Source organism: Arthrobacter arnarulunnguaqae, assembly GCF_051262515.1.
In the GTDB taxonomy this organism is placed as follows: domain Bacteria; phylum Actinomycetota; class Actinomycetes; order Actinomycetales; family Micrococcaceae; genus Arthrobacter_N.
In genome coordinates this window covers 1-15247 of the sequence record NZ_JBIMER010000003.1, presented here as the reverse complement: position 1 = coordinate 15247, position 15247 = coordinate 1, and the positions used below count along the sequence as shown (strand labels likewise).

12 protein-coding genes are annotated in these 15247 nt (G+C 67.3%); 6 read left to right on the top strand and 6 right to left on the bottom strand.

Going from position 1 to position 15247, the window contains the following annotated elements; all coding sequences use genetic code 11:
- Positions 1 to 92: 92 nt before the first annotated feature.
- Positions 93 to 893 (top strand): ATP-grasp domain-containing protein, encoded by an 801-nt coding sequence (locus ACHAAJ_RS03860; RefSeq protein ID WP_435726611.1) that lies wholly within the window; start codon positions 93 to 95, stop codon positions 891 to 893.
- 337 nt (positions 894 to 1230) lie between these two features.
- Here ACHAAJ_RS03860 and ACHAAJ_RS03855 read toward each other — a convergent pair whose 3' ends face one another.
- On the bottom strand, positions 1231 to 1491 hold the full coding sequence (locus ACHAAJ_RS03855; RefSeq protein WP_435726610.1) for a DUF8108 domain-containing protein: 261 nt from the start codon (positions 1489 to 1491) through the stop codon (positions 1231 to 1233).
- A gap of 993 nt (positions 1492 to 2484) precedes the next feature.
- Here ACHAAJ_RS03855 and ACHAAJ_RS03850 point away from each other — a divergent pair.
- Positions 2485 to 3105 (top strand): Rv1352/Rv1906c domain-containing protein, encoded by a 621-nt coding sequence (locus tag ACHAAJ_RS03850; RefSeq protein ID WP_435726609.1) that lies wholly within the window; start codon positions 2485 to 2487, stop codon positions 3103 to 3105.
- Positions 3106 to 3196: 91 nt separating this feature from the next.
- Here ACHAAJ_RS03850 and ACHAAJ_RS03845 read toward each other — a convergent pair whose 3' ends face one another.
- The 3 genes from ACHAAJ_RS03845 to ACHAAJ_RS03835 form a co-directional block, all read right to left on the bottom strand.
- A complete protein-coding gene (locus ACHAAJ_RS03845; RefSeq protein WP_435726608.1) occupies positions 3197 to 5560 on the bottom strand; it encodes an AAA family ATPase in 2364 nt (787 codons plus the stop codon).
- Positions 5561 to 7535: 1975 nt separating this feature from the next.
- Positions 7536 to 8690 (bottom strand): hypothetical protein, encoded by a 1155-nt coding sequence (locus ACHAAJ_RS03840; RefSeq protein ID WP_435726607.1) that lies wholly within the window; start codon positions 8688 to 8690, stop codon positions 7536 to 7538.
- Positions 8691 to 9259: 569 nt separating this feature from the next.
- Complete coding sequence (locus ACHAAJ_RS03835; RefSeq protein WP_435726606.1) at positions 9260 to 9448, bottom strand: hypothetical protein; 189 nt, start codon at positions 9446 to 9448, stop codon at positions 9260 to 9262.
- Positions 9449 to 9613: 165 nt separating this feature from the next.
- Between ACHAAJ_RS03835 and ACHAAJ_RS03830 the strand changes: the two genes are divergently transcribed.
- Positions 9614 to 10006, top strand: coding sequence for a Fic family protein (locus ACHAAJ_RS03830; protein WP_435726605.1), 393 nt, complete (start codon positions 9614 to 9616; stop codon positions 10004 to 10006).
- A gap of 92 nt (positions 10007 to 10098) precedes the next feature.
- On the opposite strand, the gene ACHAAJ_RS03825 is transcribed toward ACHAAJ_RS03830, so the two are convergent.
- Entirely contained in the window at positions 10099 to 10284 is a 186-nt protein-coding gene (locus tag ACHAAJ_RS03825) for an SOS response-associated peptidase family protein (protein WP_435726604.1), read from the bottom strand.
- On the opposite strand from ACHAAJ_RS03825, the gene ACHAAJ_RS03820 reads away from it, so the two are divergent.
- The 3 genes from ACHAAJ_RS03820 to ACHAAJ_RS03810 all read left to right on the top strand — a co-directional run bounded on the left by ACHAAJ_RS03820 (position 10214) and on the right by ACHAAJ_RS03810 (position 13503).
- Positions 10214 to 11284 carry an endonuclease VII domain-containing protein gene (locus ACHAAJ_RS03820; protein WP_435726603.1) on the top strand — a complete coding sequence of 357 codons (1071 nt, stop codon included), beginning with the start codon at positions 10214 to 10216 and terminating at the stop codon, positions 11282 to 11284. The genes ACHAAJ_RS03825 and ACHAAJ_RS03820 overlap by 71 nt on opposite strands.
- A 171-nt stretch (positions 11285 to 11455) precedes the next feature.
- The gene (locus ACHAAJ_RS03815; protein WP_435726602.1) at positions 11456 to 12424 is read left to right on the top strand and encodes a hypothetical protein; all 969 of its coding nucleotides are present in this window, start codon (positions 11456 to 11458) and stop codon (positions 12422 to 12424) included.
- Positions 12425 to 12792: 368 nt separating this feature from the next.
- Complete coding sequence (locus tag ACHAAJ_RS03810) at positions 12793 to 13503, top strand: hypothetical protein (RefSeq protein ID WP_435726601.1); 711 nt, start codon at positions 12793 to 12795, stop codon at positions 13501 to 13503.
- A 526-nt stretch (positions 13504 to 14029) separates the two neighbouring features.
- Here the strand turns inward: ACHAAJ_RS03810 and ACHAAJ_RS03805 are convergent.
- On the bottom strand, positions 14030 to 14329 hold the full coding sequence (locus ACHAAJ_RS03805; RefSeq protein ID WP_435726600.1) for a hypothetical protein: 300 nt from the start codon (positions 14327 to 14329) through the stop codon (positions 14030 to 14032).
- Positions 14330 to 15247 lie beyond the last annotated feature (918 nt).

The following is a 15247-nucleotide window of genomic DNA, read 5'->3' as shown; positions in this document are numbered from 1 at the left end:
GGCCGACGACATGCCAACGGTGTATGCGCAAGAATCCCTAGTGATGGTAAGCATGATACCCAAAAACGCAGGTTCTCATTCGTCTGTAGACCATGACAGTTAAACGAATAGGTGTCATGGACACGGGCATGCGCGGACGGCCACCGCTGGGTCTGGCACTTTCCCGCCGTGGGACGGAGTGGTTGGCGCTGGACTCCCCTAAATTCCAGGTCAAGAATGGCGAAGTCGTCTACCAACGTGACGATGCGTTCGATGTGGACGCCGTGGCATGGATGTTGCCTGCATCCATGCTTCCTGCAGTACGGCCTATACTCGAAGCCTACGAACAACGCGGCGTGCCCGTATGGAATTCATCTCGAACGCTGGACCTGTGCTCTGACTGGCGGTCAGCTTACGTCCGTTTGGCCGAATGTGATGTGGACGCTGTCCCCTATCAAGTCGTCCTGCCAGGGCATCTAGTTAGACGCCGTTACATCGCGAAGTCTGCAATAGGTGGCAGTGGAATCGTCGTCGGGGAATTGGCTGCCGGAGGCGCACCACATAGGGTGCCCCTCGGAATTCAGTCGCCATGGATCGAGCAAGAAAACGCGATGTGGGGTGGGAGCATTACGCGCGTCCTAGTAGTAGACGGACGACCCCTAGGTACCTACCGCCAGGCGCCCCATGATCCGCACGAAGCTGCTTCAATCGAACGGGTATCGGACCTCGATCTGTACGACTTGGATGTAGCCGTTGCAGCGGCGGATGCTTGCGGCGCTGTGATCGCTGGCGTTGACCTTACTTCCGACGGTGCCGTGCTCAAGGTGAGCGCTACACCCGACATTCCCCGGTACCTGATAGATGACGCCGCTCTGATGCTCACATACAAACTCGACGATCTGCCGGCAAAATAGCTCCCGAAACTTCTGGCCCCCCCTGTGGCGACGACTCAGCGGCTGACCTTCCTGCCCGCGGGCTTACCGGTGCCGTCGTCTCTTGCGGTCCCGGTCAAGGCTGCGCCGGAGTTCGCCGGGACCCGGTGTGCGTATCCGCCGGCCCCCTCCAGGACCACGCCGTTTGCGGCGTCGGCCAGGATGATGACGGCGAAGACCTGCTTGGTGCCGTGTAGAACGATCGGGTGACCGAACGGTCGGCCCCGATGGCGTGCGATTCGATGGCGCCGGACGTGCGGCCGTTCTGGTCAGCTGTCCCGGCTGAGTGGACTTCTGTGTACCGGGTCGCGGCCGATCTTCATTGTCTATGGTGCTCGTTAGACAGGGTCTCGCGAATATCCGTGCCTCCATCGGCTCGCCGCGTGACGGTGGCCCGATCGTCTTTACGGTTGAGCCACAGGAACAAAACGACGATGAGCCAAAAACCGCCCGTGAAAATCGTCAGTAGGGTATGCAACACCATGCGCATTTGGCGCTGTCTGGTGAGAATCACCTGCGTTTCGGTGCGACTTGCGACGCGCCAACCTCGCGCAACGTAGTCCGCGACGATCTGGTCCAAAGTTCCTCCTGAGAATTTCCTCCTGAGAATATATCCGTCAGGAACGCTAGCAGGCATCCGCTAGAAGTTGTCAGCCCACGGCGCCTGCAGCATGGAGTCCCGCTGGTGGAACTCCTGCACCGCGGTCCCCGCTCGTCCTCGCAGTCTGGCTCCCAGTCGTCAGGGTGGGTGTTGGGCGGAAACTCGTTGGGCAGGAGTTGTTGACGCGGCTGGATGAGGCGGGCTTCTGGTTTTTAGGCGAGGCTGTTGCCGGCTCCTTTGCTTTCGCCTGGTATGGCGCCGTTAGCTCCCGGTCCGCCTCACGTGTGTCTGCAACGATTTCTCCGCGTCGTGCTTGTTCACCACTGGGCCCGCTTGGGGGACGTTGCCCCGCCCTTCAAGGACGGGGCGCGCCCGCTTCCCAGCGCAACCGGGGAAAGGCTGCGCACCGGCATTCTCACGTGCCGACCCGGTCACTATAATCGAATATGTATTCGATTGGCTAACGGCGGTCGTCGATTCCAAGGTGGAGGGCGCCGCCGAAGCGAAGTCGCCCCATTTGGGGAGTCCAGCGCGGAAGCAGCATTGCGGGGACCGGAGCACCCGTCGGCGGGACTCGTCGAGAATGCATGACGTGGTCATGCGGCGTTTCCACATGGCAGGGCTTCAGAAGATAGGGATCGCTACATCATTTGCATCCAGCCAATTCAATCGCACCTAACGAAGCGGCGATCGGCTGGGAGTACGTGCACCGCTTAGGCATAGGTTTCGATGCGGGTCCGGAACCCTCATAGCAACTCGCTGGCCCCGCCTGCCACTCCAGCACGTTTCCGCAACAATTTGGGGTAAACACCCAAACCGTCCGTGCTCGGACCTAGGATCACGGCAAGGCCGCACCATCCAGAGGGACGGCATTTTCCGGGGGGAACCATGGACAACACGCCACAACCACCGCACTTCGGGGCCGAGCCGCCCGTCGCACCACCGCGCGCACCCAGGACGAGGAAGCCCTGGATGGCCAGGGCGGTACTCGTGCCGGCCGGGATCGCCGCCGCCGCGGGCCTGCTCGTCGGCGGGACCGTCGGCGGTTCCGTCGGATCCGCCCCCATCGCGGGACTCGAACAGCAGGTATCCACCCTGCGCTCGTCCCTGGCGACGACGACCACGCGCGCCCACGCGCTGGAGGCCGACGCGACCGGACACGAGGACGCCATCAAGGAGCAGCAGGACCTGGCCAGCCAAGCGACCACCGACGCGGAGTCGACGATCGCCGAGTTCAAAGCGGAGCAGAAGACCGCCGCGGAGAAGCTCCTGGAGCGCGAGAAGGTGGTCGCGGCAGCCGAAAAGCAGCTGAAGTCGGACCAGAAGGAGTTCGACGGCGCGGTCGCGGACCGCGAGGCGAACACCATCGGTTCGGGCCTCTACGAGGTCGGTGTCGACGTGAAGGCCGGCAAATACAAGACGACCGGTCCCAACGGGGACAACCCGGTGGGTTGCTACTACGCGTGGTTGTCCTCGTCGGAGGCGGACGCGGACATCGTGGACAACAACATCGTCCGGGGCCAGGCCGTCGTCACCTTGCGCAACGGGCAGTTCTTCGAAATCGGCTCCTGCGACAGCTTCGTCCGCCAGTAGCCCGGCAGGTACGCGGGAATTCGTCGCGCAGGTCCGCCCAGCCCCGGGCTGGTCAAGCCCGGGGCCCTGCCGCACGTGCCCTGCGTGCCGCCTAGGCAGCGTAGTCGAGGTCCTCGTCGGCTCCCCACACGAACGGCGGGAAATCGTCGTCGGTCCACCCCTTGTCCTCGGTGCCAGCCCAGTGCCCGTCGGGTTCGGCGGACTCAGTCTCGGCGGCGGACCTGTTGAACTGCTTGCCCGTTTGGCCGGCGGCGCCCGGTTCGATACGGCCGCACTCTTCGTCCCACGCGGCCAAGCGCTCTTCCTCGCTGTTGCCCCCGTCGAACCGGTACTTCTCCGGGACGTCGTACTCGACGCCGTCGCGGCGCAGCGGCCTTCCCTTGTAGAACCGCACCCCTTCCGCGACGTTATACATGTGTGCCCGTCCGACCTTTTCGAGCGTGACGTATCCGTTGTCGACCAGGGCCTGGACTGCGTCCTTCTTCGTCTTCTTGTTGCCCTTGACGCCGTCCTCGATTTCCGTGTACTTCGCCGACGCGCCGTTTCGCCGGTTCTCGAGGAACCGGAAAACGTTGTCGGCCATGATGTACACCCAGTCCTTCGCCCCTGCGTCGTCGGCGTCGAACGGGTCGAGTGCGCACTTGACGTCGTCCGGGTCGGTGCTGTCGACGGTGAACCGCGCCGTCTCCTGCGTGCGGTCCGCACCAACCGGGCCCGACACGCCCCGCACAGAGCCCGGGCGGTCCTTGCCCACCAGCAGGCGCAGGGTGCCGGTGCGGCCCTTGCCGAGCGGTTCGATGACATCGACGATGTACGCGGCGCCGTCGATCGAGGCCAGCTTCGCCTGCGCGCCGATCGCGAACCGGCCGCGGGACTCCTTGGACTTGCTGACGTGGTCGATGGTGACCACAGCCGCCCCCGTCTCCCAGGCCACGCGGCGCGGGAACGTCCGGTTCCACTCGGTGACCTCCCCGTTGTCCAGAAGCGACGCCCTGGCGAGTCCGAGGGACTCGTTCACTCCGTCGATGATGACCAGCTCGAACTTCCGCTTGCAGAGCGCTTCGAACGCCGCCCCCTCCTCGTCGGTCGAGTCGAAGTGCTGCTCGGGGTTGATGCACGTCAGGTGCCGGGAGATCAGTTCGTCCGTGACGCCGAACATTCCGCGCAGGCGGCGCACGACGGTCCTCGCCGTGTCCTCGAAGTCGATGATCAGAACGTCCTTGCCCGCGAGGATCGCTGCCGCGGCGCCCCACTGCAGGACCAGGGACTTGCCGGACTCGCTCTCGCCGAACACCCCGTTGACCTTGCCGGCGTAGAACAGGCACGCCCCGTCGCTGCGTGTGAGCACGGTCGCCGTCTCCTCCTCGACGGTGTCCGACAGGATCCGGGCGAGGTCCACCGGCCTCCACGACGGGGCCTGTTCCTTGCGATCGGCCTGCGAGTTGTCGAAGTCCCCGGCGTCGCCTTCCGGGAATCCCTCTGCTTCCCAGTCGACCTCCCCGTCGGAGTCTGAGTCGCGCCCGTCCTCGTTCCCGGCGGCGGCCGGCACGGGGGACAGCGGGATCAGGTCCTCGAAGGACAGCCCGGCTTCGGCGTGGTCGCACCAATCGGCACCGGGCGTCTCGAGCGGGCTGCGCAGGATTTCGGACGCGATGCCGCGGACGGTGAGCTGCGCCGTGACGAGGCGGGCGTACTCGGCGCCGGGTTCGTCGTTATCGGCGATGATGGTGACGAGCTCGCAGCCGGCGAAGACGTCCCAGTCCGCGAGGTCGACCTTGCCCTTTGCCCCACCGAACGAGCACGCAGCAGGGTAGCCCTTGGCGGACAGCGCGTCGACGTCCTTCTCACCCTCGACGACGACGCCGTGGGTCTTGCCGTCCGCGACCAGCTTGCGGACGTCGTTGCCACGGTACACCGGGACGGGCGTGCCGGCCTCGACCAAGGCCGCCACGACCTTGGAGACGGTCCTGCCGGGCACGGCCGGAAACTGTGTGAAGGTCTTGGACACCTTGCCGGACTCGTGGACCTGACGGTACCGGGCCTTGGACCACAGGGTTATGCCCTCGGGGGACTTGTACGGGTAGGTGTTCGTCTTGATGCGGGTGATGACCAGGTCCTTGGGCTGCTTTTCCGCGGGTTCCTGTTTGGGTGCCCGCTTGGCGGACAACGGGACGACGTTCGCGGTACGGCGCTTCCCCGCCGCGCTGGTGCGCAGCCCCAGGGCCGCGCCGATCTCGTCGGCCGGGCAGCCGGCGAAACACTTCACCAGTGTCGCGTCGCCCTTCGCGCTGGTGCTGATGGACAGGGACGGTGTGCGGTCGTCGTGGGCCGGGCACTGCCACATTCCGGATTCGCCGCTCTCGCGGCCATTGGCCTCGAGTGACTCGACCGTCTCGGCAAGCGTGGCGAACACGATGCCGGGGACAGTCGGATGGGTGCTGGTGGTACTGCGCATGCGGTGGTTCCTCTTTCCTCATACTGTTGCGGCCGGGTTCTGTGCCGGCCGTTCGGGCGGGCTCCCTGCAGGGGAACCCGTTCTGCCGCCTGTCGATGCGTAGCTGTTCGACAGTCGGTTGCGAAGGCGTTGCATCCTCCGCACCAGGACCCGTGTGCGGCCGTTCATCGCGACGCTCCGTACCCTGCACCCAACCCCTATGGGCCGACTCCTCCGACGGGTGTCAACCAAGATCCCTCCATCCCCTAACGTCCCCAACGACGCTGGGGACATAGCGACACCAGCCGGTATGTCCCCCCTCCACCCCCTGTCTATAGACAGGGGGGAGGGGACATAGCGAGTGAGATAAAGGGCCCCAGATCACGGGTAAGTTGGGGTCTTGCAGGAAAATGCGCGGCAGCCTGCCTTCGGACCACCCGACCGCCAGCGACCTCTGATCTCTCCCGGACGTCGGGCCATGGTGCCGGCACTCGCTGGTCCCGCCCACTGGGGCCCGTCGCCGGATCCTCCATGGCGTCAAGGCCCAGATCCAGAAGACGTTTCCCTGCACCGCCTGTGGCGCCGAGTCACCTACTGCCCCCCTGCCGTCCTGTCCGCCCGACGTACATGCGGACCGACACAGCTGCCCCGCACAGAGCCTCGGAGCGCTGGCGCCGATACTCCAGCGCGCGGCGTAGAACGGACCGTCAGGAGGGCGCACACGGCGTCTCCTGCGCTGCACGCCTTGTCTGCTCCGCCGACCACATCCTGTGGTCATGTGCATGCCGGTCGCGGCCGAACCATCAATGCCCAGCGCGGAGGCGATGTAGGCAGACCTGCCCATTAACCGGTGCGGTTGAGTCTGTTCCCGGCTGTGCGACGATCATGGAAGAGGCACCCCTCCGCCCAACATGAGGCCGCACATCGTTGGGGGTAGCCCCACTGAGTGGGCTTCGAGGCACTTACTTCGAAGGCGGTTGCCTGTCGCTTGCCATGGACGTGTAGTGCCGCGCGTCGGGAATGACAACATCGGCCTAAGCGTCGCGCCACCAGAAAGCAGTTCCGGGCCCCCCGAAGATCTCAAGCGGGCCCGCGAGACAGTCAATCCCGTGCACGTCCTTCCCCCAGAAAGCGACACCACTTGGTGATTTAGGTGCCGCCGGGCGCCAGCGGGCCTGCGGAGAACGGCGCGAGGTCGACGCCAGGACGGGGACTCGGGTCGCCCTGGATCGCCAGTTCCGTGCCATTTTGGCGGTGCCGTGCTTAGTAGTCGTTTATGGGTGTCTGTGGCGGAGGAGAAACGATGGGTCGGGGCTCGGGTTGCCTGCGGCGCATGAGCCTGCGGCTCTGGGCTCCGGTGGTGTGTGGCTCGCCGGTGCTGGACCCCGGTGTGGCGTGCGCTACGCGGTGCATCGCGGAGGACACCAAGGGGTCGGGGAGAGGATCGCCCGTGCGACCGGCGGGATGGGGCGCGCAGCGCAGCCGGTTGCCAACGCCAGGACTGGCTGGGAACCAGAAGGGGCGGGTGCCTCCGGCAGGCAGGGACAGCACTATGCGGACGGTCCGTCGGGGAGAACCCGGTGACCCGTGCCGCTGTGGATCGGACGGACGGTGCGGATAGGCCGGATGCGGACCCCGGGCGCGGGCCCTCTGTGCGGACCGGACTACGGGTGTGGGCGAGGCGGGTGCGGAGAGTGCGGGGAAATGGATGTCCCCGTGGACGTGGCGGATGTCGGTGGCGCGGGAAATGGGCTGCGTCGGCACGACCTGTTGGCTGACGGTCGGAGGGGTCGGATCGCCAGGGCGTTCGCCGCGCGGGCGCAGGAGCGGTGGCTGCGCAAGTTGGTGGATCCTGCCTCGCGCCCCCGGTTGCGGTTCGCCCCCCCCGGTCCCCGGGGGGCTCCCTCGCCCCGCCCTTCCTTTATGTCCTCTCCTCCGCGCCTAGCCACCGTGGTTGGGCCTGCCGGCCGGGGCTCGTCGCTGGCGCGCCGGCGGCTTACCGCGGCCGCAGCCAGTGCGGGACGTGCAACAACCCGTGCGCGGTCCGGACGAGCGCGAGCGGGTCGATGCTGTCCGCCGGGTCGAACGATATCTTGGCCAGCGGCACGCTCAGCCACCGCTCCGCCGGCACGCTGCCGCGGCCGACCTGGAAGGACGCTTCCAGACTCAGGAACGCGTCGCTCAAGTGGCTGCCGGAAGGAAACCAGTCCTCCCAGTCGACCACGCCGATACGCCCGGCCGGAGAGAACTTCGCGCGTTCGGGGTGGAAGCGGAGGGCCTTCCGGATGGCCTGGCGGATCTCGGTGGACCCGCCGCGTTTCCTGACGTCGCCCGGGTGCGGGACCCCGACGAACAACACGACCAGGCCGGTTGTGGCGAGCGGTTCGCGCTCCATGAAGCGGACCCAGCGGGCGACCTTGGCATCGAACCGGGCGGAACGGGAGGCAGTCACCTCGATCGCGATGCGCAGGCCGTCCTGTCGAATGAGGAGGGCATCGGCGCGGTGCGTGTACGCCCCGGTCGGCTGCGCGGTGAGCATGTTGGCCTGGCCGTACTTCTCCCCCAAAACCGCGCAGACCGGGAGGTACTCGGCGGCACGGATGGCCAGCTCGACGGCCAGTATGTTGTGCCGGTCAAACGAGGCGCCGGTGGACCATGGGAGGCCCCCCGTCACCGCGCGGACCTCGCCGTCGGTGAGCTCCTTGGCCAGACCCGCGAGTGCGCGGTGCCCGAATGGCTTTCGCCGGTACAGCCACACGGGCCTCGTGGAACCGCGACGCAACTGCCGGTTCGCATAGGTCCCCATCTCCAGGAGACCGAGCGTTTCCAGCGCGCGCGGCACCATCGTGCGCCGGTCCAGCAGCGCCATGTCCCCCGTGATGACCGCGGCCTGCTCGGCAGTCACGGTCCCCCAGGCGTCCAGGCAGGCGAGCAGTCCCAGGGCGGTCGCCCGGCGGCGGACATCGGAGAAGAGCCGCAGGGCTGTCTCCGGGGTCAGGCCGGTCCCACCCCGGGGGTTGCCCGCCGGCGACCACACCGCTTGGGATCCGGAGACCCAGCTCTCCGTCCAGTACGGGTCGTTCCGTTCGACGGTCGACAGCGCCCGGGGGTCGGCGCGCGAATGGACCACGAACGCCGGGTAGCCGGTCATCGCTGGCCCCGGCAGCCGGCGATCCAGCGGCGGGCCAAAATGCGCGACAGGGTGGCGATCGCGGACTCACCGGCAGGCGAGTCGAGGTGGCTGCCCCCGGGGCGGTAGTGGATGATCCCCAACGGATCATTTCCGACGTTGCGCCTCGCTCCGTTGGCAGGGTTGCCTGCCGAATCGCCGCGCGGTCCCCCACCCCAGGAGGCCAAACCCGGCGCGGGGTCGCGGTAGCTCGTCCGCGCGCGGCCACGTCGGGCATCCAGCGTGGGAGCGTGTCCGTCCGGGGCAACGGCTGGTCGGGCATGCCGAAGGCACGCCGCCGCCGCCGCGTTGGCCAGGCGGTTCACATCGGCACTGGCGGTGTGCCGAAGCGCTATGGGGTTTACACGCACGGGATTTCCCTCTCGGTTGTATACACCGTGAGAGTGGCCGGGTTTGTGTTCGGTTCGCAGCCGGTCTGGGGAGCGAGATTCCCGAAGGTGGAGCGCCCCGCCGGGGGCACTGCGTCACGGGGTGGCCACCGATACGAGCCCCTGGGATTCGGCGGGCGCGGCGACGGCCGGCAGAGCGTATTACAAGCCGCGCTGGCGGGACTTCGCCCGGACCTCGTCGAGCTTGGCCCGCAGCCACGCGCTGCGCATGGCTGCATCGTGTTTCTCCTGCCGGCGTCCCCGTATGAGCTCGCGTACGAAGTAGAAGGACACGCCGAGCATGATGACGCTCCACAGCATCTGGGCCGCTAGGCCGATATACGCTTCCATCAGTCCGCCCCTTCGTTGATGCCAGCCTAGCGACCGGCTCCGACGCGTTGGGAGAAGCCCGCCAGATACCGGATGAACCAACCCCTGGCAGGCACCCATGGGCAACCGAGACGCGGTTCGATTCCTCCGTCGGACCCCGCAGAGCGGCGGCCGTCTCCCACCTGCATGGGTGTGCCCCTGCGTACGTTCGCAAGTCGGTGGTCTGCCACCCCCATTCCCGCCCCTCCCCCGCATTCGCTGCGCACGCTACGCTGGCAGCTCGTTTCCGAGGTCCGCGCGGTGGTGGCCGGCTACCGGGACCGCGTACCCCGCAGCCCCTCCTCGGTTCACCGTGTCCTGGAGCTCCTCCCCGCCGAGCCAGCGGTGACGGCAGCCCTGCTCGGCGCGCACACCTCGATGCCCGCCGCGACCGCTTTCCGGTCGGCTGAGCGGCTGGTGGCCGCCGGAATCCTGAAGCCCGCCGGAAAGGTCCGTGGAACACAGGTGTGGGTCGCCACCGACATCCTCGCCGCCCTCGACGCATTCGCGGCCCGCGCCAGCCAACCAACCCGGCGCTGAAAGGCCCTGCACACTCAACCCGCCGCGGCGGTCAGCTCCGCCCTGTTGTTGCGGACCGAGCCGACCTCCTTGCCGATCACCCGGGGCACCAGCTACAGGTCCGGGATCGCCTCCAACAGCGACCGGACGTCGTCCTTCGACGTCGTGCCCGGATCCAACCAGTCCCCCTGCAGGTCCGGCGGGACGATCACCGGAGTGCGGTCGTGGATGTGCCCGAGCGCGTCCGCCGCCGGCCGGGTCAGAATCGGTAGACCACCGATCGGTTCGGGGTGGCCCAATGGCTACCGGCCAGTGCCCGGCTACGAACGCGTGGCGCGGGCGTTTAGCGACCAGCTGGGGCTGCGGGGCAGCCTCCTGTGCTTGTGGCCATCGCTAGCTGCTACGGAAGCGTCGGCGTCCCCGGGAGAGACGCTGTGCCGGCACGTCCGGGAGCGGCAACGTCCATGCCGGCTGGCCGAGGTGCCCACGGCACCGAAGGAAAAGCGCGCTGGTCCAAACTGTCGGACCCTTTCCGTAGTCTCCGACCAGGCGCCATGGGGGCGCTACGTAGGGAATGGGGAGAAAATGGCACAACTGCCGGGCAGCGCGCATGGGAAGACTTCGCGATACCGAACCGGATGCCGCTGTAAGGAATGCCGGGCGGCCCACAGCGCGGCGACGCAAGCGTACCGGGCGCAGAAAAGGGTCACGGGCGGTTACGCGCACGCGACCTTGACCGGGTACACGATGGGATGCCGGTGCGCATTGTGCCAAGCGGGGGGCCGGGCGTATAGGGTCAAGCGCGCGGCTCGGCACGAGAAGGCCGGCGCGTACATTCACGGCACAAATTCCTCGTACACCTCCGGGTGCCGCTGCGACCTGTGTAAGGGTGCCCACCGTGAATACTTGGCTCAATGGCGGGCGCGGAAGGCCGCCGAGGGGACGCATGCGCACGGGACCTGCTCCGGTTACGTCTCCGGTTGCCGTTGCCCGGATTGCCGCCGCGCAGTGCGCGAGTATGTCCGGGCCCGGACGTACAGGTTGGCCCGGGGGCAATTCGATGCCATGCTCGCGGCACAGGGCGGGTTGTGCGCCGCGTGCGGCGGACCACCGGCCGAGAAGAAGAGCCTGAACGTCGATCACGATCATGGAACCGGAGCCGTGCGCGCGCTGCTCTGCTTCGGATGCAACGTATCGCTGGGGCACCTCGGTGAGGATCCGCGCCGTATCGAAGGGCTCCTGGGGTACGCGCTCCGCTGGGCAGGTCCCGCCAGCGGAGCCCCGACCCGGGTGCCGTGACGGTTGGACCGTTGCTGAAACGCCTATTGCGCCAAGTGCGCTAGCTGCTTCCGGGACGGCGGCCGCCGTGCCGCCGCCCGGAAGCGGCGCCCCGCAGCGCGATTAATCGCAACCACGACGCGCACCGCGTCCGAGCGGACGGGTCCAGCAACCACTTCTAAGGAGGACTAAATGCACGATCCTCGGCCCGCGTCGTTCCGGCTCCGAACGGCCTCCGGCTCCGTGTACCTTCTGGAGGTCGGAGCGCACGCCACGCTGTTGGCCCGCTTCCCGGCCGAAGCGGAGCCAATGGGAGGATGGGACGCGGGGTCCAGCAGCCTGCGGGGTGGCGGCGAACGGCTTCCCGTCTTGAGCCTCGTGTGCCTGCAACACGGTGGTGCCGGGCAGTTTCTTCTCGACCTGCGCGGCAACGGTGTCCCCACAATCCGGACCACCTCGGCCCTCGTGGACATTTCGCCGGTTGACGGGGCGGGGTTCCTCGCCTCGGCCCGAGCCGTCTGGTCGAGGGACCCGCTCGGCGCGATGGTCCTGGCGCGCTTGGCCGCAGCGGAATCAGGCCTCGATGAACTGCTTGGACGCATTGACGTTGCGTTGCCCTCCCCCGGGGAGAGCACGGTGCCCGCCACAGCTGAGGCGACGGCGTGGATCGAACTGGTCGACGCCACGCTGGCCGATGAAGGGCCTACACCCGTGGGGTCCGGCGGTCGTCCTTTGCGCCCTACCGCGCTGGAGCGGATGATTGAGGCGGCCATCATCCCCGCCCGGCGTCAAGGTGTTAGCGCGTCCCAGTGGGTCCGGGAGTTGGCTGGGGACCGCGTCTGGCGCCGGATCGAAGCGCAGTACGGACTGCTTGACGCCTCGGCGGTCCAGGACCTCGAGGGCGCCGAGATGCTCATGGGCGCCGAAAGGAACGGCAGCGTGCTCTACCCCGGGTTCCAGCTGGTCGACGGACGGGTCAGGCCGCTCATGGGCCGGCTGAAAGCCGCCGCCGACGAGCTGCTCATCGAGCCGGCCAGCGTTCTGATGTGGATGACCGCCCCCACCACGCAATTCGGAGCCGCCTCGCGACCCGTGGACCATCTGGACGACGGGGACGCCGTCATCCGAGCATTCAGAAACCACTTCGGCATCCAGTGGTAACCGGCACCACCAACGCCACCCCAGCAACCGCCAAGGACGAACGATGTAGTGCCTCCTCACAGGATGGTGGTTTCGGTGCAGGCGAACCGCCCCGAGCATGCCCGCGACAACGGGACCGCTGCAAGCCACGCAGCCCACGACCTGTCTGACCTACCCAAACCCGTGCGGACCGCATGACGGACGAAACGGCAGATGAGCGCAGATCCGAACCGGTGCCCGCCGCGGTCCCTACCAGCGCGTAACACCGTTGAGAGCACCTGGCGGGCGGCCGCATGGTCTGGATGAAGCAACGCGAACCGAACGGCGCAGTCCGCGCTCTCAAGCCCTACCGGACGCGAAAGCCGCGTCGACAAACAAGGAGAATCCCCATGACCCAACAAATCCTTCCCGACTCCCTCCGCCTGCACCCGACGGAGAAAACCTGGATCTCCGCGTGGATCGTCACCGTGACCGAGCCGCTCACCGACGCCCGCCGCAAGGTCGAGTACGAGCGCCGCATCGTGGACATCGCCACCACCAAGGCGCAGTCGGTCGCGTCCCTGTTCACCGGGGCCATCAGCATGCTCATGCAGGCGCTGCCCGACGAGGACCCGTGGCGGAACCTGCAGACCACCGCGGACGGCGACACCGTCATGGACGACGGCGGCGCCCTCGCGTGGGACGCGGCCACCGACCTGATCCCCCCGTCCTCGTCCGACCTGCGCCTGGACGCCCTGCTCTCAGCGCTGGTGGACGCCCCCGACGACGCCGGCATGGCGCTGCTCGCCGCCGGCCCCAAGGGCTGGCCCGCGACCCTGCACCGCGCAGAACTCTCCTACAAGCTCATCGGCCCGAGCCCCGAGGAGGCCGAGTCGATGGTCTACTCCCTCATGGGCGCCCTGCGCTGGGCCGCGTTCCGCTACCAGAGCTACCGTGGGCGCGAGTCGGTATTCCCGACCCGCGCGCTGTCCCTGGCCCTGCAGTACTACGCCGCTCCCCTGCTCGACGACGAGCAGGCCATGCTCGCGGTCGACACCCGTGACCCGGACTACGCGATCGAGCCGGGCGCATGGCGGAGCATCATCGCCGACGTGGCCTGATGGTGGTGCGGCGATTAGGCCCGCCCTCCGGGGATCAACTTCAAAAAGCGATTCCTGTCAATCGCCAGGTACGTCGGCAACGGCGCCGTGGCATCATGAAGGCATGCTCACGCCAGACCGAAAAGGATCACCGGTACACGGCGATCAGGGGCCGTTCCTGCGTCGAGTTGTTCAATTCCTGGCCGACTGAATCGCCGTCTGGGACGAACAACCGCTCCAAGCAACCGTTTTCGGGTCAGGGGCCCGCGGACAACGGCACAACCTATCGGACATTTGTCGACGGCGGCGAATACCGCCCGATCCGCGCGCGAACACCGACCTGATGCTTGCACTCAACGTAACCTCCCCCACGAACGGCGCCAGCTGGTCTACGTGGCTCGCAAATCGCACCGGCGCGCATCTTCACCGACATCCTCCGCGACGGCGTCCACATCGCAAGAGACCAGGAATGGCTACGCCGCACCTTAACCACGCACGCATAGCATGACCGCCGCCACGCGCACCCCTCCTCCACCGTCCAGCAGAGTCACGACACGGGATCCTGCACGGCACTGATGCGCTGTACGACGGTGACCGGTCGGAAGGTCGTCACGCCATCCAACCTCAAGTCCAAGGCGAACACAGCCCGGGAACCGACCCTGAGGCGCACCACCGCCAGGACCTTGATGGGCTCGCCGTCCCGACGGAGGTCGTTGGAGAGCACTCCCCGCAGTTCGCGCGTCAACGTCCCGGCAACCGGGTCCAGCAGATAGCGGCTACCCGTTTCGGTCTCGATCAGCAGCCGCGCAGCGCCGTGAACGCGGGCGTCGCAATCCTCCGCGATCAACAGCGGCGCTTACCGTGTGCGGCCCGGCCGTCATCGTCGGCAGGAGCTGCTCCGCGGTCAGGCGCGGCATGCTTACCGTTGCCGTCGGGCAGGAGGTACCGTCGAACGATCCGCATGCGCGTTTCGTCTGCCCGGCGTCCCGCGTCGCGGGCTCCCAACTGATTGCGGGCCGGCCAATCGATGAGACCAACACTGATAAGGAAGTCCATACCGCCAGCCTACGGACGACCACCGACGAAATAGATCGAGAGGAACTCGCCGCCCACCCTGATCGCACGGACGCGCGAGGCGTGGGCTGGTCTGGCCTGCGCGGTGAACCCTAATCGGTCCGCTCGTCCGAGCGGCGTCCGCCGCCTCTGGCACAGGATCGTGCGCCGCGCCAGCCTGGCTCCCGCAATGGGCCGCCGTCCTCACCGGGCTTCCGTCCACGCCCGGCCAGCCCCAATCACAACATTCCATCATTCCGTTCGTCCAGTCCCAAACCAGCCGGTCAGCATCACCCGGATCCGCACGTCCCGGACTGCTCGCGCGGCCACCGTGGTGCGCCGCAACACCACCCCGCTGCACGTTGGCTCGTTGGACTCCCTCGGACTGCTCGAGAGCCTCAACCCCGCGGGCGGCCTATGGCGGCCGCCACCTCGCACTGTGGGGCACAAGCCGGCACTCGCGTTGCTGTCTGGGACCTGCTGCGTCTGTCTCCGCACCGGAAGCTCTCCAACCCTCGGCCGGCTATCGCGGGAAAGGTGATCCGCTCTGTGCCCTCTAGGGTCCGTGCCCGGATCGGGGTTCCGGCGGTGACGACGGCGCGGCGCGACTGTAGTACAACGGCGCACCAGCCGCGCGGCCCGCCAGTCCTCAACTCCATTCATTCCGGCCCTTCCCTTCCCAAGGTCGAAAAACGCACCCTCGCTAACAATT

Coding starts and splice junctions, on each gene's coding strand:
- ACHAAJ_RS03860 (WP_435726611.1), top strand. CDS start 93: ATGACAGTTAAACGAATAGGTGTCATGGACACGGGCATGCGCGGACGG.
- ACHAAJ_RS03850 (WP_435726609.1), top strand. CDS start 2,485: ATGGCCAGGGCGGTACTCGTGCCGGCCGGGATCGCCGCCGCCGCGGGC.
- ACHAAJ_RS03845 (WP_435726608.1), bottom strand. CDS start 5,560: ATGCGCAGTACCACCAGCACCCATCCGACTGTCCCCGGCATCGTGTTC.
- ACHAAJ_RS03840 (WP_435726607.1), bottom strand. CDS start 8,690: ATGACCGGCTACCCGGCGTTCGTGGTCCATTCGCGCGCCGACCCCCGG.
- ACHAAJ_RS03835 (WP_435726606.1), bottom strand. CDS start 9,448: ATGGAAGCGTATATCGGCCTAGCGGCCCAGATGCTGTGGAGCGTCATC.
- ACHAAJ_RS03830 (WP_435726605.1), top strand. CDS start 9,614: ATGGGTGTGCCCCTGCGTACGTTCGCAAGTCGGTGGTCTGCCACCCCC.
- ACHAAJ_RS03820 (WP_435726603.1), top strand. CDS start 10,214: ATGTGCCCGAGCGCGTCCGCCGCCGGCCGGGTCAGAATCGGTAGACCA.
- ACHAAJ_RS03815 (WP_435726602.1), top strand. CDS start 11,456: ATGCACGATCCTCGGCCCGCGTCGTTCCGGCTCCGAACGGCCTCCGGC.
- ACHAAJ_RS03810 (WP_435726601.1), top strand. CDS start 12,793: ATGACCCAACAAATCCTTCCCGACTCCCTCCGCCTGCACCCGACGGAG.